A 24,137-nucleotide genomic window follows, 5' to 3' on the forward strand; every position below is an offset into this window, starting at 1 on the left:
GCTTTTTCGCATGAGGCACGGGACGACGCGTTGCAACGCCGCCCGCGCGTCGCATCACATCGAACTGCTTACTTCCCGCCGATGCTCTTCAGCGGCTTCCACTCACCCTTCTCGACCTTGTACATCGTGATGCCGCCGTTCTTCAGGTCGCCCTTCGCGTCGTACGCGACGTGCGTCGACGTGACGCCGGCCATGTCGGTCTTCGCGAGCACCGGCAGGTACTTCGCCGGATCGGTCGAATCGGCCTTCTTCATCGCGTTCAGCATCGCCATCGCGCCGTCGTACGCGTACGGCGAGTACGTCTGCACGTCTTCGCCGAAACGCTTCTTGTACTTGTCGGCGTAAGCCTTGCCGCCCGGCATTTCTTCCAGCGGCAGGCCGGCCAGCGACGCGATCGTGCCTTCGGCCGCGTTGCCCGCGATCTTCAGGAACGTCGGCGTCTTCACCATTTCGCCGCTCATCAGCGGAGCGGTGATGCCGAGCGCCTTCATCTGCTTGACCATCGGCGCTGCCTGCGAATCCGCGCCGCCGTAGTAGACGAGGTCCGGCTTCGCCGCCTTCAGCTTCGTCAGAATCGCCTTGAAGTCGACGGCCTTGTCGTTCGTGAATTCACGGTCGACGATCGTCGCGCCGCCGGCTTTCGCGGCCTTCTCGAACTGGTCGGCGAGACCCTGGCCGTAGGCCGTGCGATCGTCGACGATCGCGATCTTCTTCATGCCGAGATCCTTCGATGCGAACGCGCCGGCCACCGAGCCCTGCTGCGTGTCGGACGTCATCATGCGGAAGGTCGTCTTGTAGCCTTGCTGCGTGTATTCCGGCGCCGTCGCCATCGCGATTTCCGGAATGCCCGCGTTCGCGTAGATGCGCGAGGCGGGAATCGTCGTGCCCGAGTTGAAGTGGCCGAGCATGCCCTTGATGCCGTCGTCGACCAGCTTCTGCGCGACCGTCGTGCCCGTGCGCGGGTCAGCCTGATCGTCCTGCGTGCTCAGCACGAACTTCACCGGCTTGCCGCCGATCTTCGGGTTCGTCGCGTTGAAGTCTTCCAGCGCGAGCACGATCCCGTTCTGCATATCCTTGCCGTAGTGCGCCTGCGCGCCCGTCATCGGCCCTGCGTAACCGATCTTCACGTCATCCGCATGGGCCGTCCCCGCCAGCGACATGACCGCGACGAACGTCGCGCCTGCCACCTTTTTCATCGTGTGTTGCATAGCATCTCCTTGGTACCAGGGTAAATGAAGCAGCTTCGGGATCGCCTTGCCGCTTCCTTTGTTTGATCCGAACGGCAAGGATGATCAGCCGATCGTCATCAAATTCGCATTGCCGCCCGCCGCGGCCGTATTCACGCTCACCGAGCGCTCCGTCAGGAGCCGTTCGAGCGCGTAGTCTTCCGCATCGCCGTTCTCGAACGCGCCCGCCGACACGCCCTGCACCGACACGATCGGGCCCGGCCGCTGCGCGACGTCCTTCACGAGCGTCTGCAGCTCGTCGCTGTCGCCCTCGAACAGCACCGCGTCGAACGGCGCGTCGGCCTGCTTGCGCACGGCCGCGTGCGCCTTCAGCGACGCCGGCAGCGCGGCCGCCAGCGCCTCGCCCGCCGCGCCGGCGAACAGCGCGCGGTTGCCCGTCGCCAGCACCGCCGCGAACTGCGCACGCGCGCCGCCCGGCGTCGCCGCGACACACAGCACCGTGCCGCGCGGGCCGAGTGTATACGTGTTTCGCTCGCCCGTCGGCCCGCTCAGCACGGCGGTCGCGCCGGCCGGAACCTGCGCGAGGTAGCCGTCGCAGCGTGCGGCCAGCGCCGGCTCGCGCTGCTCGATCAGCCAGTCGCGCAGCGTCGCGAGCGCCGCCGCCGGGTTGCCGCGCGCATCGCTTTCGGTCGCGCCGTCCGCCACCAGCGACTGCGCGAGCGAGCGCGGCAGGCCCGACGGACGCGTCGCGAGCAGGCGCTGCAGGTACAGCGCGCCGCCGGCCTTCGGGCCCGTGCCCGACAGCCCTTCGCCGCCGAACGGCTGCACGCCGACCACCGCGCCGATCACGTTGCGGTTCACGTAGATGTTGCCCACGTGCGCATTCGAGATCACGTGCGCGATCGTCTCGTCGATCCGCGTGTGGATGCCGAGCGTCAGCCCGTAGCCCGTCGCGCGGATCTGCTCGAGCAACTTGTCGAGCTGGCTGCGGCGGTAGCGCACCACGTGCAGCACGGGGCCGAACACTTCACGCTTGAGCTCGTCGATGCTGCCGATCTCGATCAGCGTCGGCGGCACGAAGGTGCCGTGCGCGCACGCGTCCGGCATCGGCAGTTGCGTGACCGCGTGGCCCTTGTCCTTCATCGCCGCGACGTGCGCGTCGATCGTCTGCTTCGCTTCGGCGTCGATCACCGGGCCGACGTCGGTCGACAGGCGGTCGGGGTTGCCGAGCGACAGCTCGTGCATCGCGCCCTTGAGCATCGTCAGCGTGCGGTCCGCGACGTCGTCCTGCAGACACAGAACGCGCAGCGCCGAACACCGTTGACCGGCCGAGTCGAACGACGACTGCATCACGTCCGCGACGACCTGCTCCGCGAGCGCCGACGAGTCGACGATCATCGCGTTCTGACCGCCCGTCTCCGCGATCAGCGGAATCGGCTTGCCGTCCGGGTCGAGGCGCGCGGCGAGCGTCTTGTTGATCAGGCGCGCGACTTCGGTCGAGCCCGTGAACATCACCGCCCGCGTGCGCGGATCGGCGACCAGCGCCGCGCCGACGGTCTCGCCGGTGCCCGGCAGCAGTTGCACCGCGCCGGCCGGCACGCCGGCCTCGCGCAGCAGCCGCACGGCCTGCGCGGCGATCAGCGGCGTCTGTTCGGCCGGCTTCGCGAGCACCGTGTTGCCGGCGGCGAGCGCCGCGGCCACCTGGCCCATGAAGATCGCGAGCGGGAAGTTCCACGGGCTGATGCAGACCACGGGGCCGAGCGGACGGTGCGTGTCGTTCGAGAATTCGCCGCGGATCTGCGCCGCGTAGTAGCGCAGGAAGTCGACCGCTTCGCGGATCTCGGCGATCGCGTTCGGCAACGACTTGCCGGCTTCGCGCACGATCAGGCCCATCAGCGTGTGCATCTGCGCTTCGAGCAGGTCGGCCGCGCGCACCAGGCAATCGGCGCGCGCATCGACCGGCGTCGCCTGCCAGATCGGCGCGGCGGCCACCGCGTGCGCGAGCGCCGCGCTCACGTGTTCGGCCGTCGCTTCGCTGACCGTACCGACCACGTCGCGCTGGTCGGCCGGGTTGCGCACGTCGCGCGCCGGTGCGTCGGCGAGCGCGTCGTCGGCGAGCATCGGCGCCGCGCGCCACGGGTGATGCGCGCTCGCGAGCAGCGCGGACGACAGCGACGCGAGACGGTGTTCGTTCGACAGGTCGAGGCCCATCGAATTGGGACGCTCGTCGCCGTACAGGTTGCGCGGCAGCGGGATCTTCGCGTGAGGCGCGCCGAGCGGCACGACCTTCGACGCTTCATCGACCGGGTCGGCGACCAGTTCCTTCACCGACACCGTTTTATCGGCGATGCGGTTCACGAACGACGTGTTCGCGCCGTTTTCCAGCAGGCGGCGCACCAGGTACGCGAGCAGCGTCTCGTGCGTGCCGACCGGCGCGTACACGCGGCACGGGCGGTTCAGCTTGTCGCGGCCCGTGACTTCCTCGTACAGCGGCTCGCCCATCCCGTGCAGGCACTGGAATTCGTACTGGCCCGGGTAGTAGTTCTGGCCGGCCAGGTGATAGATCGCGGCCAGCGTGTACGCGTTGTGCGTCGCGAACTGCGGGTAGACCGCGTCGGGCGCCGCGAGCAGCTTCTTCGCGCACGCGAGGTACGACACGTCGGTGTAAATCTTGCGCGTATAGACCGGATAGCCTTCGAGGCCGTCGACCTGCGCGCGCTTGATTTCGGTATCCCAGTACGCGCCCTTCACGAGGCGGATCATCAGGCGGTGGCGGCTGCGGCGCGCGAGATCGATCAGGTAGTCGATCACGAACGGGCAGCGCTTCTGGTAGCCCTGCACGACGAAGCCGATGCCGTTCCAGCCCGCGAGCTCCGGATCGAAGCACAGCGCCTCGAGCAGGTCGAGCGACAGTTCGAGCCGGTCGGCTTCTTCCGCGTCGATGTTCAGGCCGATGTCGTAGCGGCGCGCGAGCAGCGCGAGCGCGCGCACGCGCGGCAGCAGCTCGCTCATCGTGCGGTCCTGCTGCGAGCGCGAGTAGCGCGCGTGCAGCGCCGACAGCTTGATCGAGATGCCCGGGCCTTCGTAGATGCCGCGGCCGCCGGCCGCCTTGCCGATCGCGTGGATCGCCTGTTCGTACGACGCGTAGTAGCGCTGCGCGTCCTCTTCGGTCGTCGCCGCTTCGCCGAGCATGTCGTACGAGTAGCGGAAGCCGCGCGCTTCGTACTTGCGGCTGTTCGCGAGCGCTTCGGAAATCGTCTCGCCGGTGACGAACTGCTCGCCCATCAGGCGCATCGCCATGTCGACGCCCTTGCGGATCAGCGGCTCGCCGCCGCGGCCGATCAGGCGCGTGAGCGCCGACGACAGCCCCGCTTCGCTGTTGGTCGTCACGAGCTTGCCGGTGATCATCAGCCCCCAGGTGGCCGCGTTCACGAACAGCGACGGCGCGTGGCCGACGTGCGAGCGCCAGTCGCCCTTGCTGATCTTGTCGCGGATCAGCGCGTCGCGCGTCGCGCGATCGGGAATGCGCAGCAGCGCTTCGGCGAGGCACATCAGCGCGACGCCTTCCTGGCTCGACAGCGAGAACTCGTGGATCAGCCCTTCGACGCCGCCGCCCGAGCTTTTCTCGCGCAGCGCCTCGACCAGCTTCGTCGCGAGCGTCTGCACGTCCGCCTGCAGGTTCGCGGGCAAGCGCGCCTGGCCGAGCAGGAACGGCACGCACTCCGGTTCCGGGCGGCGGTACGCGGCCGTGATCGCCGCGCGCAGCACCGATTGCGGCTGCACGTTCTGCGCGAACTCGAGGAACGGATGCGGCGAATTGTCGTCGTCGCCGTCCGCGGACTGACCGTCGGCGAGCTCCGTCACGCCGCTGTGGCCCGACAGCTCGGGCGGCAACTGGCCGTGCTCGATCCGCTCCAGATACGCGAAGATCGCCTGCTTGATCAGCCAGTGGGGAGTGCGCTCGAGACGCGCGGCGGCGTCCTTGAGGCGCGAGCGAAGAAGGTCGTCGACCTTGACGCCGAGAGTCGTGCTTGCCATGGTGGGTTCGTGCGCCGGTGCGAGCCCGGCAGTGTGGTGTAAGAGGATGCGCGAAATCCTACGGCACGCAATAAAAAGGTGCAACCAAATAAAGAGATGGGTTGCACCCATAAGTTAGTCAATATAATCAGCCACTTATGCGGTTGCAACCTAGGGGTTGCCCGTGGTCCGGGGATCGGTATTTTCCCTGATCGGGCCGGTTCGGCACGCGTGTGCAACCTTCGGCATGCGCGAAAGCGGCCGAAAGCAGGTTGCACTGGATGAGGTGACGTGCCGTGGCGCCCGCGTTGGGCACGCGTTGGGCACGCGCTGGAGACGTTCGGGGCGGCGCCGCGCGGCCCACGCTTGGGGTATCGGACACCGCGTCGCGCGATGGTCGCGCGGCGCGTCGCTCAGATATCCAGCGGATCGACCTCGACGCTCCACCGCAGCACACCCTTCAGCGCGCGCAGTTCCGGCTGCCAGGCGCGCAGCGCATGCTGCAGCGCCGCCCGCGACGCGCTTTCGAGCAGCAGCTGCGCGCGATGGACGTTCGCGACCTTCACGATCGTCATCGGCACCGCGTCGTACACGGTCACGCGATCCGCGCCCGGCAGCCCCGGCAACGCAGCCGCGGCCTGCAGCAGGAACGCGAGCGCCGCATCGAGCGTGCGCCCTTCGGCGCGCAGCAGCGCCTGGTAGACGAACGGCGGCAGGTGCGCGTCGCGGCGCTCGCCGAGCGTCGAATTCGCGAAGCCCACGTAGTCCTGCCGCCCGAGCGCGTGGTACAGCGCGTGACGCGGGTAGCGCGTCTGCACCATCACTTCGCCCGGCAGCCCGGCGCGCCCCGCGCGGCCGCTCACCTGCATCAGTTGCGCGAACAGCCGCTCGCTCGCGCGGAAGTCGTGCGAGAACAGCGCGGTATCGGCGTTGAGCACGCCGACGAGCGACACGCGCTGGAAGTCGTGCCCCTTCGCGATCATCTGCGTGCCGACCAGGATGTCGACCTCGCCCGCGTGCACGTCGGAAAAGAGCGCCTGCGCGCTGCCCTTGCGGCGCGTGCTGTCCGCGTCGATCCGCAGGATCCGCGCGCCCGGCACGGCTTCGGCGAGCGTCTCCTCGATGCGCTGCGTGCCGCGCCCGAGCGGCGCGATGTCGACGTTCCCGCACTCGGGGCACGACCGCGGAATGCGCGCTTCCCAGCCGCAGTGATGGCAGCGCAGCGCGTGCTCGGGCTTGTGCAGCACGACGTACGCGCTGCAGCGCGGGCAGCCGGCCACCCAGCCGCATGCGTCGCACGCGAGCTGCGGCGCGTAACCGCGCCGGTTCAGGAACACGAGGCTCTGTTCGCCGCGTTCGAGCCGCGCCTTCAGCGCCGCGACGAGCGGCCCCGACAGCCCGCCCATCGACGCACGCCCGCGCCGCCGCTCCTCTTCGAGATCGATCAGCCGCACGGTCGGCAGCGTCGCGTCGGCCACCGCGCGGCGCGACAGCGTGAGCCGCGTGTAGCGCCCCTGCTCGGCCTGCCACCAGCTTTCGAGCGACGGCGTGGCCGAGCCGAGCACGACGGTGATGCCGAGGTGCTTCGCGCGCCACACGGCCAGGTCGCGCGCCGAATAGCGCAGCCCTTCCTGCTGCTTGTACGCGGGCTCGTGTTCCTCGTCGACGACGATCAGCGCGAGCGTCGGCATCGACGCGAGCACCGCGAGGCGCGTGCCGAGCACGATCCGCGCGCGGCCCGTGTGCGCGGCGAGCCAGTTGCGCGCCCGCTCGCCTTCGGCGAGCCCGCTGTGCAGCGTGACGATTGCGTCGTCGGCGAGCGCGCCCGCGAAGCGCGCGCGAAACGCGGCCTCGAATTGCGGCGTCAGGTTGATTTCGGGCACGAGCACGAGCGCCTGCGCATCCGGCCGCGCGTCGAGCAGCGACGCGAGCGCGTGCAGGTAGACCTCGGTCTTGCCGCTGCCCGTCACGCCGTGCAGCAGGAACGGCGCGAAGCCCTGCGCCGCGCGGATCGCGTCGAGCGTCTCGGCCTGCTGGTCCGTCAACGCCGGCGGCACAGCCCGTCCACTGCTTGTCGACAGGTTATCCACAGGGTTGACCACAGGCGCATCGGCCCAGCCGATCTCCTCGACGTCGACCCAGCCGCGCGCCGCCCAGTCGTCGAGCGTCGCGGCCGCCTTCGGATGCAGCGCGCGCGCGTCGGGCAGCGTCAGCGAGCCGGCGTCGACGAGCGCCTGCGCGAGCCGGCGCAGCGCGGCGCCGCGCGCGGGCAACGCGTCGGGCAGCGCCGCGCGGCCGGCTTCGGTCGGCCGGTAGCGCACTTCCGGCGCGAGCAGCCGCCCCCAGCGCCCGGCGTCGCGCAGCGCCTGCGGCAGCGCCGGCAACGCGACCTCGCCACGCCCGCGCTGATAGTAATCGGCGGCGAACGACACGAGCGCGAGCCAGTCCGCCGACAGCGGCGGCAGGTCGGCACAGATCGCATCGACCGCGCGCAGCCGCGATGGCGGCACATCGGTGTGAGTGGTGACTTCGCAGACGAGCCCGACGGCCTGCCGCTTGCCGAACGGCACCTGCACCAGCGTGCCGGGCACGGGCGCGGGCTGCACGTCGCAGCGGTAGTCGAACAGGGTGGCGAGCGGATGGTCGAGCGCCACGCGCAGGTAGGTGCCGCTCATCGACACGCTCCCGCAGCGGCGACACGCAGGGGACGGACGACGTGCACCCGCGCCCGCATCGCGACGGCGAACTTAAAGTAAAACTTCAGATTCGGCGCTAAGTTTTGGATTCGCATTAGGAATCGCCGTATACCCTGCCCAGCCTGTGGATAACTTTGTTGAGAACTCGCCGCTCAACAGCCGCAACGCGCGCAGGGCCGTGCTTTTCGCTGTTTTCCGCCGCTTCCGGCCGTGTCCCGCGAAGCCTTATTCCATAAGGCTGCTATTCAAATTACCCAACCATAGCGAGACAAATTGACCGATACGGGGCTCTACCGCGCTGCAACGTGGAAAATGTGTATAAGTCAAGTCTTGACAAGCATCGAATCGGCAACGGGAGCGGGGTTGCGTCCTGTTTAGTTTCAAAAACGAAACACCGCCATCCCGCAATGCAGCATGACGGCGCTTGCGTTCAGCCCGCCGCTCGGCTACGGATCGCGCGGCTGTGGGTATGCACTTCGTCGACGAGTTCGGCGACGTGATCGGGCGACGTGAATTGCGAGATGCCGTGCCCCAGGTTGAACACGTGGCCCGGATGGTTGCCGTAGCTGTCGAGCACCGCGCGCGCCTGTTCGCGCACCGCGGCCGGCGGCGCAAACAGGATCGTCGGGTCGAGGTTGCCCTGCAGCGCCACGCGTCCCGCGACGCGCTCGCGCGCGGCACCGAGGTTGACCGTCCAGTCGAGCCCGACCGCGTCGACGCCGGTCGCCGCGATCTCCTCGAGCCACAACCCGCCGCCCTTCGTGAACGTGATCACCGGCACGCGCTCGCCATCGTGCTCGCGCTTGAGCTGCGACACCACGCGGCGGATATAGTCGAGCGAGAAGCGCTGGTACGCGCCGTCGGCCAGCGCGCCGCCCCACGTATCGAAGATCATCACGGCCTGCGCGCCCGCTTCGATCTGTGCGTTCAGGTACGCGGCCACCGCCTGCGCGTTCACGTCGAGGATTCGGTGCATCAGGTCGGGGCGCGAATACGCCATCGACTTCACCGTGCGGAAATCGTCCGAGCCGCCGCCTTCGACCATGTAGCACGCGAGCGTCCACGGGCTGCCCGAGAAGCCGATCAGCGGCACGCGCTGGCGGCCCTGGCCGTCGGTGAGCGCGCGGCGGATCTCGCGCACGGCGCCCGTCACGTAGCCGAGCGTCTCGTCGATGTCCGGCACCGCGAGCTTCGCGACGTCGGCCTCGGTGCGCACCGGATGCGCGAACTTCGGTCCTTCGCCGGCCTGGAAGTCGAGGCCGAGGCCCATCGCGTCGGGAATCGTCAGGATGTCCGAGAACAGGATCGCGGCGTCGAGCGGGAAGCGCTCGAGCGGCTGCAGCGTCACCTCGGTCGCGTAGTCGGGGTTTTTGGCCAGCCCGAGAAAGCTGCCGGCACGCGCGCGCGTCGCGTTGTATTCAGGCAGGTAGCGGCCGGCCTGGCGCATCAGCCAGATCGGCGTGTAGTCGGTCGGCTCGCGCAGAAGCGCACGCAGGAAGGTGTCGTTGAGCAGGTTATGGGCCACGGTAGGAGCGACGATGCGAAGGCAAAGCGGCATTTTACCGGACAGCCGCGGTCGGACCGCGCAGGCCGATGCAATGGCGGCCATATGACGCGCGCGATGGCTCCGTTATGATCGGACGCTCATATCGAACCGAACGAAGGAGGAGACCGATGAAGACATTCGCCACGCTGGCCGCGGCCGCGTTGCTGTGCTGCACCGCCGCACACGCGCAAACTGCCGCCGGCGCCGCCACGAGCGCGCCGGGCACCGGCTCGCGGCTCGACGAGGTGCTGGCGCGCGGCACGCTGCGCGTGTGCACAACGGGCGACTACAAGCCGTATTCGTACTACCGCGCGGACGGCCGCTTCGAGGGCATCGACATCGACATGGCCGAATCGCTCGCGAAATCGCTCGGCGTGAAGGCCGATTACGTGAAGACGAGCTGGCCGAATCTCACCCAAGACTTCGTCGCGAAGTGCGACATCGCGGTGGGCGGCGTGTCGACCACGCTCGAGCGCCAGAAGCGCGTGTTCTTCACGCAGCCGTACGTGGTCGACGGCAAGACGCCGATCGTGCGCTGCGCGGATGCCGACAAGTACCAGAGCGTCGCGCAGATCGACCTGCCCGAGACGCGCGTAATCGTGAATCCGGGCGGCACCAACGAGCGCTTCGCGAAGCAGTTCTTCACGCACGCGAACCTGACCGTCTATCCGGACAACGTGACGATCTTCAAGCAGATCCTCGCGGGCAAGGCCGACGTGATGGTGACGGATGCGTCGGAGACGCTGCTGCAGCAAAAGCTGAATCCGGGCCTCTGCTCGGTGCATCCGGACAAGCCGTTCCAGTTCGGCGAGAAGGCGTACATGGTGCCGCGCGGCGACGTCGTGTTCCAGCAATACGTCGACCAGTGGCTGCATCTCGCGCTGTCCACCGGTGAATATCAGGCGCTGTCGGACAAGTGGCTGAAGTAAGCGCGCGTGCAAGCGGCGGCCGATGACGGGCACCGCCCGCTGCGGCCGCCAAGTGCGAAAATCCCGCCTGCGTCGGCCGCCGGCATGCGTTGCCGTTACACCTTCGCGTCGCGCCGCGGCGCCCATGAACGGCGCGCGACCCGCCAAATTGGCCGAATGGCCGACTTCCACGCGTCCCGATCACGTTTCAAAATCTTTCTGACGAATGAATCGCCATGCGCGGTATCGATCGTGCCGTGCACTTTCTCGCGTGAAAATCGGCAATTCATCGCGCCCGATACGCGTGAAAAACGCATCGCGCGCATACCTCGAAAACGCGGCGGAAAATATGGGTAAAAATGACCTTTTTCAGGAGCCCGAAAACAGCAAAAAATCCCGGAAAGCCTTATCTGGCGGGCGTTACAACCTGAAACACTTTGTTACCGCGAGGGGTCGTTAATTCGCCCACAATGGGCCTCAACGGTTTCAACACGGATGCGGTCTCGTGTGCCAAGTGTGAGCGGACGCGAAGCGCTGCGAGCCAGTCGGTCACGTACCGAAGCCCTTCCGAGGGGCATCCCTGTTGGAGTCGTTTCCGGCCCCCGCCGGATCCGGTTTCATCTTTGGTCTCCTCGCGCTAACCCCGTAGCGTGTGGTTTTTAGCGGGCTAATAAGCCCGCTTTTTTTCGTCCATCGAAAACGTAGCGACCTGCACCGGGCGACCCGCAGGCCGCCCCGCTTTTCCCGCATTTTCCCGCACCGCCCCGCTTCAAGCCGTCTTCTGCACGTCGAGCTTCAGCTCCTCGATCATCCGCTCGCGCATCACGAATTTCTGCACCTTGCCCGTCACCGTCATCGGCAGTTCGTCGACGAAGCGGATATAGCGCGGAATCTTGTAGTGCGCGATCTGGCCTTGGCAGAAGGCACGCACGTCGTCCTCGGTCATCTGCTCGTCGGCGCGCAGCACGATCCACGCGCACAGCTCCTCGCCGTACTTCGCGTCGGGCACGCCGAATACCTGCGCGCTCTGGATCTTCGGATGTCGAAACAGGAATTCCTCGATCTCGCGTGGATAGACGTTCTCGCCGCCGCGAATCACCATGTCCTTCAGACGGCCGACGATGTTGCAGTAGCCGTCCGCATCGAGCGTCGCGAGGTCGCCCGTGTGCATCCAGCCGTCGACCAGCACCTCGCGCGTCTTCGCGTCGTCGTCCCAATAGCCGAGCATCACCGAATAGCCCTTCGTGCACAGCTCGCCCGTCGCGCCGACCGGCACGATGTCGCCGGCCGCATCGACGATCTTCACTTCGAGATGCGGCTGGATGCGGCCGACCGTCGTCGTGCGCTTTTCGAGCGGATCGTCGGTCGAGCTCTGGAACGACACCGGGCTCGTCTCCGTCATTCCGTACGCGATCGTGATCTCCGACAGATGCATCTGCGACACGACGCGCTTCATCGTCTCGATCGGGCACGGCGAGCCGGCCATGATCCCGGTGCGCAGCGTCGACAGGTCGAATTTGGCGAATTCCGGATGGTCGAGCTCCGCGATGAACATCGTCGGCACGCCGTGCAGCGCGGTGCAGCGCTCTTCGGCCACCGCCGCGAGCGTCGCGACCGGGTCGAACGCCTCGCCGGGGAATACCATCGCGGCGCCCGTCGACACGCAGGCGAGCACGGCCAGCACCATCCCGAAGCAGTGATAGAGCGGCACGGGGATGCAGAGCGAATCCTGTTCGGTGAAGCGCATCGCCATCGCGATCGAGCGCGCATTGTTGACGACGTTGCGGTGCGTGAGCGTCGCGCCCTTCGGGCTGCCGGTCGTGCCGCTCGTGAACTGGATGTTGATCGGATCGCTGGCCGAGAGCGTTGCGCCGAGCGCGTCGAGCAGCGCGGGATCGACGGCCTGGCGGCCGCGCGCCATCACGTCCGCGAAGCGGAACATGCCGGCCGGCGCCACGTCGCCCATCGACACGATCGTGCGCAGGCTCGGCACGCGCGCCGCGTGCAGGTCGCCCGGCGTCGCGGTCGCGAGCTCCGGCGCGAGGGTCTGCAGCATCTCGACGTACGCGGAGCTCTTGAAGCGCTCGGCCGCGATCACGGCCTTGCAGCCGACCTTGTTCAGCGCGTATTCGAGTTCCGACAGCCGGTAGGCCGGGTTGATGTTGACGAGCACCGCGCCGATCCGCGCGGTCGCGAACTGCGTGAGCAGCCATTCGCTGCGGTTCGGCGACCAGATGCCGACGCAGTCACCCTTCACGATCCCGAGCGCGGCGAGGCCCGCTGCCAGCACGTCGACCTCGTTCGCGAACGCGCGCCAGGTCCAGCGCACCTGCTGCTCGCGGAACACGACGGCCGGACGGTCGGGAAAGCGGCCAGCCGTGTCGAGCAGAAACCGGCCGATCGTCGCGTCGGATAGCGGCACGTCGGTCGCGCCGCGCACGTACGACAAGCCGTTCTCGGGCGCGATCAGCGCCCCCTTGCCAAGGTCTGCTGCCATCGATGTCTCCGTCCGTTCTTGTCTGATCGGCCCGCGCGCGCCTGCTGCGCGCGCCTTCGCCGCAACGATCGCGACGGCGGGCCTCACCGCGGATGATGCCGCGCTCCGCTGACGATACTTTGACATCGAATCGCGACGGGCGGTTGAAATAGCACGACCGGACGGAATGACCGGACCCGCAAAACTCCGACGAAATGCGGGCGAAGCGCGAACGGAACGCGGGCGAAACCGCGGGCGAAAAAAAAGCAGCCCGAAGGCTGCTTTCTTTCGCGGGATACGCGGCGCGGCTCAGTGCCGGCTGCGAATCTTCGCCAGACGCTGGATCGCCTCGAGCTGCGCCATCGCGGTCGCGAGCTCGGATTGCGCTTTCGCGAGGTCGAGATCCGACTTCGCGTTCTGCAGCGTTTCCTCGGCACGCTTGCGCGCTTCCTCGGCTTTCGCCGCGTCGAGGTCCTTGCCGCGGATCGCGGTATCGGCGAGCACCGTCACGGCGCCCGGCTGCACTTCGAGAATGCCGCCCGCGACGAACACGAATTCGTCGTTGCCGCCCTCGACTTCGATGCGCACCGCACCCGGACGAATCCGGGTGATCAGCGGCGTGTGGCCCGGCAGAATACCCAGCTCACCCGTTTCGCCCGGCAGCGCGACGAATTTCGCCTCGCCCGAGAAGATCTGCTCTTCCGCGCTGACGACGTCTACTTTGATGGTTGCCATATCGACTCCTGTCGATCGGAGCGGGCACTTGCGCGCCTGCGCCGATCCCATGCACGGCGGATTGAGCGTATTGCGGTCGGCGCGACCCGCCGGGATTATCAGTCCGACTGTTAATCCCGACTAGCACGCGCCGTGCGACTCACTCGAACCCTTACGAGATCTTCTTGGCCTTTTCGAAGGCTTCGTCGATCGTGCCGACCATGTAGAACGCCTGTTCCGGCAGGTGGTCGCACTCGCCGTCGACGATCATCTTGAAGCCACGGATCGTTTCCTTCAGCGGCACGTACTTGCCCGGCGAGCCCGTGAACACTTCAGCGACGTGGAACGGCTGCGACAGGAAACGCTGGATCTTGCGCGCACGTGCGACCGACAGCTTGTCTTCCGGCGACAGTTCGTCCATGCCCAGAATCGCGATGATGTCGCGCAGTTCCTTGTAGCGCTGCAGCGTCTGCTGAACGCGACGGGTGATCGAGTAGTGCTCTTCACCGATCACGTTCGGGTCGATCTGGCGCGACGTCGAGTCGAGCGGGTCGACCGCCGGGTAGATACCCAGCGAAGCGATGTCACGCGACAGAACGACGGTTGCGTCCAGGTGGCCGAAGGTGGTCGCCGGCGACGGGTCGGTCAAGTCGTCCGCAGGGACGTACACGGCCTGAACCGACGTAATCGAGCCCTTCTTGGTCGACGTGATGCGCTCTTGCAGCTTGCCCATTTCTTCAGCCAGCGTCGGCTGATAGCCCACTGCCGACGGCATACGGCCGAGCAGTGCCGACACTTCGGTACCGGCCAGCGTGAAACGGTAGATGTTGTCGACGAAGAACAGCACGTCGAGGCCTTCGTCACGGAAGTGCTCGGCCATCGTCAGGCCGGTCAGCGCGACGCGCAGACGGTTGCCCGGCGGCTCGTTCATCTGGCCGTACACCAGCGCGACCTTGTCGAGAACGTTCGAGTCCTTCATTTCGTGGTAGAAGTCGTTCCCTTCACGGGTCCGCTCGCCCACGCCCGCGAACACGGAGTAACCGCCGTGTTCCTTCGCGATGTTGTTGATGAGCTCCATCATGTTGACGGTCTTGCCCACGCCTGCACCGCCGAACAGGCCAACCTTGCCGCCCTTCGCGAACGGGCAGATCAGGTCGATGACCTTGATACCCGTTTCGAGCAGTTCGGTCGACGGCGACAGTTCGTCGAACGCCGGTGCCTTCTGGTGGATCGAACGCGTCGTTTCGCTTTCGATCGGGCCGGCTTCGTCGATCGGACGGCCGAGCACGTCCATGATACGACCGAGGGTCGGCTTGCCGACCGGCACCGAGATCGGCTTCGCCGTGTTCTTCACGGTCAGGCCGCGGCGCAGGCCGTCGGATGCACCCAGACAAATGGTACGGACCACGCCGTCACCCAGCTGCTGCTGGACTTCGAGCGTCAGTTCCGAGCCATCGAGAATGAGCGCGTCGTAGATCTTCGGCATGCTGTCGCGCGGGAATTCCACGTCGATAACGGCGCCGATGCACTGTACGATCTTGCCTTCTACCAAAGCAGCAGTACTCATCGCTTTTCCTTTAAATACCTGATTCTTTACTCGCGCAAAGGCGCAGTTGTCGTCCCGGGCGCGCGCTTAAACAGCGGCTGCGCCGCCGACGATCTCCGACAGTTCTTTCGTGATCGCGGCCTGACGGCTCTTGTTGTATACGAGCTGCAGTTCGCTGATCACCGTCTTCGCGTTGTCGGACGCGGCCTTCATCGCGACCATGCGCGCCGATTGCTCGGACGCCATGTTTTCCGCGACGGCCTGGTACACCAGCGCCTCGACGTAACGCACGAGCAGTTCGTCGACGACTGCCTGCGCGTCCGGCTCGTAGATGTAATCCCACGACGTCGCCGGCGTACCGTCATCGGCTTCGAAGTGTTCCGACGACAGCGGCAGCAGCTGCTCGATCACGGCTTCCTGCTTCATCGTGTTGACGAAGCGCGTGTAAGCGATATAAACCGCCGACAGCTTGCCTTCCGAGTACAGATCGAGCTGCGTCTTCACGGCGCCGATCAGCTTGTCCAGGTGCGGGGTGTCGCCGAGGTGCACGACCTGCGACATCACCTTCGCGCCGAAGCGGTTCAGGAACCCGAGGCCCTTGCCGCCGATCGCGGTGGCTTCGACCTTCTGGCCCTTCTCTTCCAGCTCCTTGAACTTCTGCACCGTCGCACGCAGCACGTTGGTGTTCAGACCACCGCACAGACCCTTGTCCGTCGTGACGAGGATGATGCCGGCCGTCTGCGCGCCGTCGTTCGCCACCATGAACGGGTGGCGGTACTCCGGGTTCGCACGGCTCATGTGCGCGGCGATGGCACGGACCTTGTCCGCATACGGACGAGCGGCGCGCATGCGTTCCTGCGCGCGACGCATCTTCGATGCAGCCACCATCTCCATCGCCTTCGTGATCTTGCGCGTGTTCTGCACGCTCTTGATCTTGCCGCGAATTTCCTTCATTCCAGCCATAGCTTGCTCCTTTGCGCCCCGAATTAGCGCTTTAGCGCTTTACTCGGGGCTCATGCATCGCTCACCGAAGCGGCGCGGGCGCATCAGCACCCACGCGGCCTCCGTGTGTCACTCGCGGATCAATAGGCACCGGACTTCTTGAAGGCTTCGATCGCCGCGCGCAGCGCGCCTTCGTCGTCCTTCGAGAGATCCTTGGTGTCTTCGATACGCTTGATGAGGTCAGCGTGGCTGGTCTTCAGGTTGTCGCGCAGGCCCTTCTCGAACGGCAGCACTTGCTTGACGTCGAGATCGTCGAGGTAGCCGTTGTTCGCGGCGTACAGCGACACGGCCAGTTCCCAGACCTGCAGCGGCTGGTACTGCGGCTGCTTCAGCAGTTCCGTCACGCGGCGGCCGCGCTCGAGCTGCTTGCGGGTCGCTTCGTCGAGGTCCGATGCGAACTGCGCGAATGCAGCCAGTTCACGGTACTGCGCGAGGTCGGTACGGATACCGCCCGACAGCTTCTTCACGACCTTCGTCTGAGCGGCGCCGCCGACGCGCGACACCGACACGCCGGCGTTGATTGCCGGGCGGATGCCTGCGTTGAACAGGTCGGTTTCCAGGAAGATCTGGCCGTCGGTAATCGAGATCACGTTCGTCGGAACGAACGCGGTCACGTCGCCTGCCTGCGTTTCGATGACCGGCAGTGCCGTCAGCGAGCCGCTCTTGCCCTTCACTTCGCCGTTCGTGAACTTCTCGACGTACTCTTCCGACACGCGAGCCGCACGCTCGAGCAGACGCGAGTGCAGATAGAACACGTCGCCCGGGTACGCTTCACGGCCCGGCGGGCGGCGCAGCAGCAGCGAGATCTGACGGTATGCCCAGGCCTGCTTGGTCAAGTCGTCATAGATGATCAGCGCGTCTTGGCCGCGGTCGCGGAAGTATTCGCCCATCGTGCAGCCGGCGTACGGTGCCAGGTACTGCATCGCGGCCGAATCCGACGCCGAAGCGGCGACGACGATCGTGTATTCCAGCGCGCCCGTTTCCTCGAGCTTGCGCACCACGTTCATGATCGACGAAGCCTTCTGGCCGATCGCGACGTAGATACAGATCAGGTCCTTGCCCTTCTGGTTGATGATCGCGTCGAGCGCCACCGCGGTCTTGCCGCACTGACGGTCGCCGATGATCAGCTCACGCTGGCCACGGCCGATCGGCACCATCGCGTCGATCGACTTGATGCCCGTCTGCACCGGCTGCGACACCGACTTGCGCCAGATCACGCCCGGGGCGATCTTTTCGATCGCGTCGGTCAGCTTCGCGTTGACCGGACCCTTGCCGTCGATCGGGTTGCCGAGCGCGTCGACCACGCGGCCGACGAGTTCCGGGCCGACCGGGACTTCGAGAATGCGGCCCGTCGTCTTGACGATGTCGCCTTCCGAGATGTGTTCGTATTCGCCGAGAATCACCGCGCCGACCGAGTCGCGCTCGAGGTTCAGCGCGAGACCGAACGTGTTGCCCGGAAACTCGAGCATTTCGCCCTGCATCACGTCCGACAGGCCGTGGATACGCACGATACCGTCGGTCACGGAGATCACGGTGCCCTGGTTGCGAACGTCTGCGCTCGCTTCAAGGCCCTGGATCCGGCTCTTGATCAGCTCGCTGATCTCAGAGGGATTGAGTTGCATTATTCGCTCCTGATAGTCAATTCTGTTGCGTGCCGGCGTGGCGCTCAGGCGGTCAAGGCAGCCTGCATCGATGCGAGGCGCGCGCGAACCGAGGTGTCGAGCACTTCGTCGCCGACCGTCACGCGCACGCCGCCGATCAGCGACGAATCGACTTCGACCGTCGGTTTCAGCTTGCGCTTGAACTTGCGTTCGAGGCCCGAGACGAGACTGTCGAGATCCGCGCCGTTCAGCGGGAACGCGCTCACGATCTCGGCGTCGGCTGCGCCTTCACGTTCGTTCTTGAGCGCCTCGAACTGCTCGGCAATTTCCGGCAGCAGCGCGATGCGATGATTGTCGACCAGCATCTGCACGAAGTTCTTCGCTTCGGCGCCGGCCGCGAGCGGCGACTTCACCGCAGCAAGCAGCAGCTCGGCTACTTGCGTGCGCGTCACCTTCGGGCTCGACGCGACCGACAGCACTTCCGGCAGACGCGCAACCTGGGCCAGCTCTTGCACGAGCGTGGACCAGGCGGCGATGTCACCGCCCTCGGCCACGCGGAACAGCGCTTCTGCGTAAGGGCGGGCGATGGTTGCAAGTTCGGCCATGATCAGAGCTCGGCTTTCAGTTGATTCAGCAGTTGGGCGTGGGCCGTTTGATCGACTTCGCGCTTCAGGATCTGCTCGGCGCCCTTCACGGCCAGCGCGGCGACTTCGCCACGCAGCGCTTCGCGCGCCTTCACGATTTGCTGTTCTGCTTCCGCCTTCGCCTGGGCGACGATGCGGGCGGCTTCAGCCTGGGCGTTGGCCTTGATTTCCTCGGCGACCGCCTGCGCACGCTTCTCAGCGTCGGCGATGCGCTGCTGGCCGTCGTTGCGGGCCTGCGCGAGTTCCTGGTCCACGCGCTTGTGCGCTGCGTCGAGTTCCGCCTTGCCCTTCTCCGCGGCGGCGAGGCCGTCGGCGATCTTCTTCGAACGTTCGTCGAGGGCGTTGATCAACGGCGGCCACACGAATTTCATCGTGAACCACGCGAGGACCAGGAACACGACCATTTGCGCAAACAGAGTTGCGTTGAGATTCACGGTGTTTCCTTATCTGCTATTCCGGAAAAATGAAACGGTAAGGCGCTCATCGAGTTGCATTCGATCAGCGCCCCAAGTCTCCGTTCCGCCCTGCGCCGGCTCACGCCGGACGCATATTTCCGAGGAACCTTAGCCTGCGAGCTTCGACAGGAGCGGGTTCGCGAACGCGAACAGCATTGCGACACCCACGCCGATCAGGAATGCAGCGTCGATCAGACCAGCCAGCAGGAACATCTTCGTTTGCAGCGGGTTGATGAGTTCCGGCTGACGTGCGCAGGCTTCGATGTACTTGCCACCCATCAGCGCGATACCGATACAGGCGCCGATTGCACCCAGGCCGATGATGATGCCGATACCGATGGCGGTCAGACCCTGGATGTTGGCGATGTAAGCTTGCATGATCACTCCTTTGTGAAAAGACTTGGAACTGAGATTTAAAAAACTAAAACGAAGACTCTTTGTTGCACGCCGCGCTTAGTGCTTGTCGTGCGCCTGGCCGAGATACACCAGCGTCAGCATCATGAAAATGAATGCCTGCAACAGAACAATCAGGATGTGGAAGATTGCCCAGACGCTACCCGCGATCACGTGACCAACGAAGCCGAGGAACGTTGCGTCGCCACCGAAGCTCCACATGCTGCCGAGCAGGGCGATCAACAGGAACAACAGCTCACCCGCGTACATGTTGCCGAACAGCCGCATACCGAGGGAGACGGTCTTTGCGAGATATTCGACGATGTTGAGCGCGAGGTTAGGGATCCACAGCAGCGGGTGGGCGCCGAACGGGGCCGACAGCAGCTCATGCACAAAGCCGCCCGCGCCCTTGATCTTGATGCTGTAGTAGATCATCAGGACGAACACGCCGAGCGCGATGCCGAGCGTGCCGTTCAGGTCGGCCGTCGGGACGATGCGATGGTGGGAAATCACGTCCGACAGACCGAGCAGGCCGATCACGCGGCCCGGCAGGTCGACCGGGAGGAAGTCGAGGGAGTTCATCAGCGCGACCCACACGAACACCGTGAGGGCGAGCGGCGCGATGAAGGTGCGATTGCCGTGGACGATGGCCTTCGACTGGTCTTCGACCATTTCGACGAGCATCTCGATCGCGCACTGGAAGCGGCCCGGCACGCCCGAGGTCGCCTTGCGGGCGGCAAGACGCAGCAGGACGATCGTCACGATGCCGCATACGATCGACCAGAACAGCGTGTCGAGATTCCAGACGTGGATATCGAAAATCGACGTCTGATGCGAGGTGGAGAAATTCTGCAAGTGGTGCGCAATGTACTCGGACGGATCCGGACCGCGCGTGCCTTCGCTAGCTGCCATATCGTTAATGCCACCCAAATTGTCGAAAATCGTTTTGCCCCGTTCCGCAACACGCTATTGCGGGAACGGGCCGGTGCGGTTCGTTGTCGAAACCGCACGCTGCTTGTTCCTTACCGCCAGGCCAGCGCGATCCAGTACGTCTTCAGCACGACGAGGTACGTGACGAGGAACGGCACCCAGTGCACGCCGGCCCAGCCGAACGCCACCGCGGTGAACATTCCGATCGTCAGAGCGAGCTTCAGGGCTTCGCCCATCACCCAGCTCATCACGGTGGCCGAGCCACCTGCCTTCAGTCGTGCCACGAATACCGCACTGGGTACCCAGCCGATCGCTCCGCCCAAAAACGCGGATTGCGCAGCGGCGCCCGGCGACTTCGAAAACAGCCACCACGCCAGCGTTGCAACCAGGGACAGGACCACTTGCGCGAATACCACCTTGTAGGGGGTCACGCGCGAGGGCTTGCTCACGTTCGGGCCGAACAGCCTTTCGGCCTCTGCCCGCGTCAGCGGAACGATGTTGTTATCTTGCTGCTCGACATCCCAGTCATCGTCGGGTTCACGCCGCTCGCCGGCCGCCGAAGCGGTGCGTTGCGTGCGCTGATCATCGTGCCTGTCGTCCGGCGCCTGACCCGCCATCGCAATCTTCCGCTGAAATCCCTGAACCCGACCCCAAGCTTTCTGAAAGCTTTCAGGGGTGCCTAGCTAACAAATCCGGGCGATTGTAAGCGATAGTTGCAAGTGATTCAAGGCTTTAGACGCGACAAAAACCTGCATAAAACGACGCCTCATGATGTGAAAAAACATGCGATTCGGCGACGTACGATGACAGTTGTAAGGTCGGTTTTCCGCACCGGTATTTCTTGCGCGAAAAAGTCAGGTGACGGGGGAAACGGCGGGAAACGATACCCGATACGGGCCAGGACGAAGCGGCGCGATTGCCGTCGGGAATTCGCTGCAACGCAGCCGGCGGAAACGATTCGCCCCGATGCTCGGGAACAAGCAAGACGCCGCGGCCCAACCATCGCGCCCGCGCGCGAAATTCGACAGGATGTTCACGCAGCGATTCATCCGGTCAGTTGTCGCGCCGCCACAGATGTTCGACTGTGGATGGCGGCACTTATCAACAACCGTTGATCAGCGTGAATGCCGTGCGCCCAACCCGTCGCTCGAACGGCTTCCCTGCGCCGCCCCGTTCAACCGTGCACGAGCAGCCACGCGCCGAGCGCCGCGCTCACCAGCGCGAACGGAATCGACACGAGGTGGAACGGCAGCCACATGCGCGGCTCCTTCGCGAGACGCACCGCGATCAGGTTCGCGAGCGAACCGATCGCGAACCCGAAGCCGCCGACCGATACGCCGAATGCAAGCGCGCGCCAGTCGTGCGTGAACTCCGACAGCAGGATCGCGGCCGGTACGTTGCTGATCACCTGTGACAGCACGGCGCCGGCCGCATAGACGCGCAGCGGCGAATCGAGTTGCGCGTGCGCGATCGCGTCGTGCACGACGGGCAGCGCGGCCGCGCTGCGCAACACGACGAACATCAGCACGAAGATCAGCAGCAGAAGCCAGTCGATCTTCAGGACTGCGTCGCGTTTGACGGCAAGCAGCACGACGGCGACGCCGACGAGGCCCGGCAGCAGATGATGCGCATCGGCGAGCAGCACGAACGCGGCGAACAGCACGGCCGCGATCAGCGCCTGCATGCGCTGGACGGGAAGCGCAACGGCGTCGCCGGACAGGTCGAGCGGCTTCGCGCGGAACATCAATGCGGTCAGCGCGAGCAGCAGCGCCATCAGCGCGAGGGCGAGCGGGCCGAGCGTGACCACGAAACGGCCGAACGACACGCCGCTCAATTGCCACAGGAAAAGATTCTGCGGATTGCCGAGCGGTGTCGCGACGGACCCCGCGTTGACAGCCAGCGCGACGACGATCACGAGCCGCCGGAACGGCAGCGGCGTCAGCGCGCGCAGCGATACCATCAACGGCACGACGACGAACAGCGCGACGTCGTTGGTGAGCCACATCGACAGCACCGCGGCGAAGCCGACGAGCAGCATCGCGAGCCCGCGTTCGGAATGCACGTGATGCACGATGCGATGCGCGAGCCACATCAGGCAGCCGGACAGCTCGAGCGCCTTGGTCAGCATCAGCAGGCCCGCGAGTGTCGCGACCGTCTGCCAGTCGACACGATCCGCGAGCACCGAAAATGGTTGCGGACGCACCCATTGCAGCACGATCAGGCCAAGCGCAAGCACCGACAGTACCGGTTCCTGCGCAAGCCAGCCGAGCCACCGGCGCGGCGCCGGTGCACCCTTTTGCGTCATGGGTTGCCCGTTACTCTTCGGTCGCGACGTTGCCGCGCAGACGCGCGAGAATGCCCTCGAGCGCGTCCAGGTTGCCGAAGTCGATCAGCACCTGCCCTCGCCCGCGGCGGCCGAGCTTGATCTTCACCGTCGACGCGAGCAGGTCGGACAACTCCTCTTCGAGGCGACGCGTATCGCGGCCGCCATCGTCCTTCGCGCGCGCCTTCACGGCCGGTGCTTCCTTCGTCGTGTGCGCGACGAGCTTCTCGGTCTCGCGCACCGACATGCGCTTGTTGACCACCTGATGCGCGAGCGTGATCTGCGTGGCCGCGTCGACGGCCAGCAGCGCGCGCGCGTGCCCCATGTCGAGATCGCCGGCCAGCAGCATCGTCTGCACCGGCGACGCGAGGTTCAGCAGGCGCAGCAGGTTCGACACCGCGCTGCGCGAACGGCCGACCGATTCGGCCGCCTGTTCGTGCGTGAAACCGAACTCGTCGAGCAGGCGCTGGATGCCGTGCGCTTCTTCGAGCGGATTCAGGTCCTCGCGCTGGATGTTCTCGATCAGCGCCATCGCGGCGGCAGCCTGATCGGATACGTCCTTCACGAGCACCGGCACTTCGTCGAGGCCGGCCAGGCGCGCCGCGCGGAAACGCCGCTCGCCCGCGATGATCTCGTATTTGTCTGATGAAATAGGCCGTACCAGGATCGGCTGCATGACGCCCTGGGCGCGAATGCTTGCCGCCAGCTCCTGCAGGCTGCCCTCGTCCATCCGCGTGCGCGGCTGGTACTTGCCGGCTTGCAGCTTGCCGAGCGCGAGCGTGTTCGGTGCCCCTTCGATCTTCACCGCTTCGGTGATATCGGCACTGCCGCCGAGCAGCGCTTCGAGGCCACGTCCCAAGCCCTTCTTCTTTGGTACCGCGTTCATGTCTTTCTTCCTCGCTTCGCTCATGTCCGGATCACGACACCTCGAACGCGCGCACGCGCTCGATCATCTCGGCACCGAATTGGAGATACGCCTGCGCACCGCGCGAGCTGCGGTCGAACACGACGCCCGGCAACCCGTAACTCGGCGCTTCCGCCAGGCGCACATTGCGCGGAATCACCACGTCGAACACCTTGTCGCCGAAGTGCGCTTTCAGTTGATCGGAGACTTGCTGCTGCAGCGTGATGCGCGGATCGAACATCACGCGCAGCAAGCCGATGATCTTCAGGTCGCGGTTCATGTTCGCGTGAACCTGCTTGATCGTGTTGACGAGGTCCGACAACCCTTCCAGTGCGAAGTACTCGCATTGCATCGGGATCACGACGCCATGCGCCGCGCACAGGCCGTTCAGCGTCAACAGCGACAGCGTCGGCGGGCAATCGATCAGGACGAAATCGTAGTCGTCGGCGACGCGCTCAAGCGCGGCCTTCAGGCGGCGCTCGCGATTGTCGATGCTGATCAGTTCGATCTCGGCGCCGGACAGCTCGCGGTTCGCGGGGAGCACGTCATAGGTGACGCCTTCCGGACGCACGCGCGCGTCGGTCACCGACACGCCGTCGACCAGCACTTCGTACACGGTCGCTTCGCAGGCGGCCTTGTCGATCCCGCTGCCCATCGTCGCGTTGCCCTGCGGGTCGAGATCGATCAACAGGACGCGTTGCTCCTGCGCTGCAAGGCTTGCGGCGAGATTGACCGATGTCGTCGTCTTGCCGACGCCCCCCTTCTGGTTCGCAACGCAGAAGATCTTTGCCATCG

The 24,137-nt window shown here is 65.8% G+C and carries 18 protein-coding genes; 1 reads left to right on the forward strand and 17 read right to left on the reverse strand.

Going from position 1 to position 24,137, the window contains the following annotated elements; genetic code table 11:
* Positions 1-68: 68 nt before the first annotated feature.
* The 4 genes from KPB06_RS33860 to hemE form a co-directional block, all read right to left on the reverse strand.
* Positions 69-1,208, reverse strand: a complete 1,140-nt coding sequence (locus KPB06_RS33860; protein WP_059580526.1) for a branched-chain amino acid ABC transporter substrate-binding protein — start codon at positions 1,206-1,208, stop codon at positions 69-71.
* A gap of 84 nt (positions 1,209-1,292) precedes the next feature.
* Entirely contained in the window at positions 1,293-5,225 is a 3,933-nt protein-coding gene (gene putA / locus KPB06_RS33865) for a trifunctional transcriptional regulator/proline dehydrogenase/L-glutamate gamma-semialdehyde dehydrogenase (protein WP_060310235.1), read from the reverse strand.
* A 392-nt stretch (positions 5,226-5,617) separates the two neighbouring features.
* On the reverse strand, positions 5,618-7,879 hold the full coding sequence (locus KPB06_RS33870) for a primosomal protein N' (RefSeq protein WP_275906044.1): 2,262 nt from the start codon (positions 7,877-7,879) through the stop codon (positions 5,618-5,620).
* A 451-nt stretch (positions 7,880-8,330) separates the two neighbouring features.
* On the reverse strand, positions 8,331-9,425 hold the full coding sequence (gene hemE, locus KPB06_RS33875; RefSeq protein WP_059580517.1) for a uroporphyrinogen decarboxylase: 1,095 nt from the start codon (positions 9,423-9,425) through the stop codon (positions 8,331-8,333).
* Positions 9,426-9,574: 149 nt separating this feature from the next.
* On the opposite strand from hemE, the gene KPB06_RS33880 reads away from it, so the two are divergent.
* Positions 9,575-10,375 carry a transporter substrate-binding domain-containing protein gene (locus tag KPB06_RS33880; RefSeq protein ID WP_275906043.1) on the forward strand — a complete coding sequence of 267 codons (801 nt, stop codon included), beginning with the start codon at positions 9,575-9,577 and terminating at the stop codon, positions 10,373-10,375.
* A 748-nt stretch (positions 10,376-11,123) separates the two neighbouring features.
* Here the strand turns inward: KPB06_RS33880 and KPB06_RS33885 are convergent.
* From KPB06_RS33885 to KPB06_RS33945, 13 genes are all read right to left on the reverse strand, one after another.
* Positions 11,124-12,851 (reverse strand): AMP-binding protein, encoded by a 1,728-nt coding sequence (locus KPB06_RS33885; protein WP_059580697.1) that lies wholly within the window; start codon positions 12,849-12,851, stop codon positions 11,124-11,126.
* A 288-nt stretch (positions 12,852-13,139) separates the two neighbouring features.
* Positions 13,140-13,565 carry a F0F1 ATP synthase subunit epsilon gene (locus KPB06_RS33890; protein WP_006477288.1) on the reverse strand — a complete coding sequence of 142 codons (426 nt, stop codon included), beginning with the start codon at positions 13,563-13,565 and terminating at the stop codon, positions 13,140-13,142.
* Between the two features lie 151 nt (positions 13,566-13,716).
* Positions 13,717-15,111: a F0F1 ATP synthase subunit beta gene (gene atpD / locus KPB06_RS33895; protein WP_011350527.1), complete on the reverse strand. Its 1,395-nt coding sequence runs from the start codon at positions 15,109-15,111 to the stop codon at positions 13,717-13,719.
* 66 nt (positions 15,112-15,177) lie between these two features.
* Entirely contained in the window at positions 15,178-16,053 is an 876-nt protein-coding gene (atpG, locus tag KPB06_RS33900) for a F0F1 ATP synthase subunit gamma (RefSeq protein WP_034209645.1), read from the reverse strand.
* 119 nt (positions 16,054-16,172) lie between these two features.
* Positions 16,173-17,714, reverse strand: a complete 1,542-nt coding sequence (gene atpA / locus KPB06_RS33905; protein WP_059580508.1) for a F0F1 ATP synthase subunit alpha — start codon at positions 17,712-17,714, stop codon at positions 16,173-16,175.
* 44 nt (positions 17,715-17,758) lie between these two features.
* A complete protein-coding gene (locus tag KPB06_RS33910; protein ID WP_034188172.1) occupies positions 17,759-18,298 on the reverse strand; it encodes a F0F1 ATP synthase subunit delta in 540 nt (179 codons plus the stop codon).
* A gap of 2 nt (positions 18,299-18,300) precedes the next feature.
* On the reverse strand, positions 18,301-18,771 hold the full coding sequence (locus KPB06_RS33915; protein WP_006477283.1) for a F0F1 ATP synthase subunit B: 471 nt from the start codon (positions 18,769-18,771) through the stop codon (positions 18,301-18,303).
* Between the two features lie 129 nt (positions 18,772-18,900).
* Positions 18,901-19,170 carry a F0F1 ATP synthase subunit C gene (gene atpE / locus KPB06_RS33920; RefSeq protein WP_006482730.1) on the reverse strand — a complete coding sequence of 90 codons (270 nt, stop codon included), beginning with the start codon at positions 19,168-19,170 and terminating at the stop codon, positions 18,901-18,903.
* A 75-nt stretch (positions 19,171-19,245) separates the two neighbouring features.
* Entirely contained in the window at positions 19,246-20,097 is an 852-nt protein-coding gene (gene atpB / locus KPB06_RS33925; protein WP_012492242.1) for a F0F1 ATP synthase subunit A, read from the reverse strand.
* A 110-nt stretch (positions 20,098-20,207) separates the two neighbouring features.
* Positions 20,208-20,732 carry an ATP synthase subunit I gene (locus tag KPB06_RS33930; protein WP_059580504.1) on the reverse strand — a complete coding sequence of 175 codons (525 nt, stop codon included), beginning with the start codon at positions 20,730-20,732 and terminating at the stop codon, positions 20,208-20,210.
* Between the two features lie 557 nt (positions 20,733-21,289).
* A complete protein-coding gene (locus tag KPB06_RS33935) occupies positions 21,290-22,420 on the reverse strand; it encodes an SLC13 family permease (protein ID WP_059580501.1) in 1,131 nt (376 codons plus the stop codon).
* A gap of 10 nt (positions 22,421-22,430) precedes the next feature.
* Positions 22,431-23,324: a ParB/RepB/Spo0J family partition protein gene (locus KPB06_RS33940; RefSeq protein WP_006482728.1), complete on the reverse strand. Its 894-nt coding sequence runs from the start codon at positions 23,322-23,324 to the stop codon at positions 22,431-22,433.
* 31 nt (positions 23,325-23,355) lie between these two features.
* Complete coding sequence (locus KPB06_RS33945) at positions 23,356-24,135, reverse strand: ParA family protein (RefSeq protein WP_059580499.1); 780 nt, start codon at positions 24,133-24,135, stop codon at positions 23,356-23,358.
* Positions 24,136-24,137 lie beyond the last annotated feature (2 nt).

The sequence above is a fragment of the Burkholderia semiarida genome (genome assembly GCF_029268935.1).
Lineage (GTDB): Bacteria > Pseudomonadota > Gammaproteobacteria > Burkholderiales > Burkholderiaceae > Burkholderia > Burkholderia semiarida.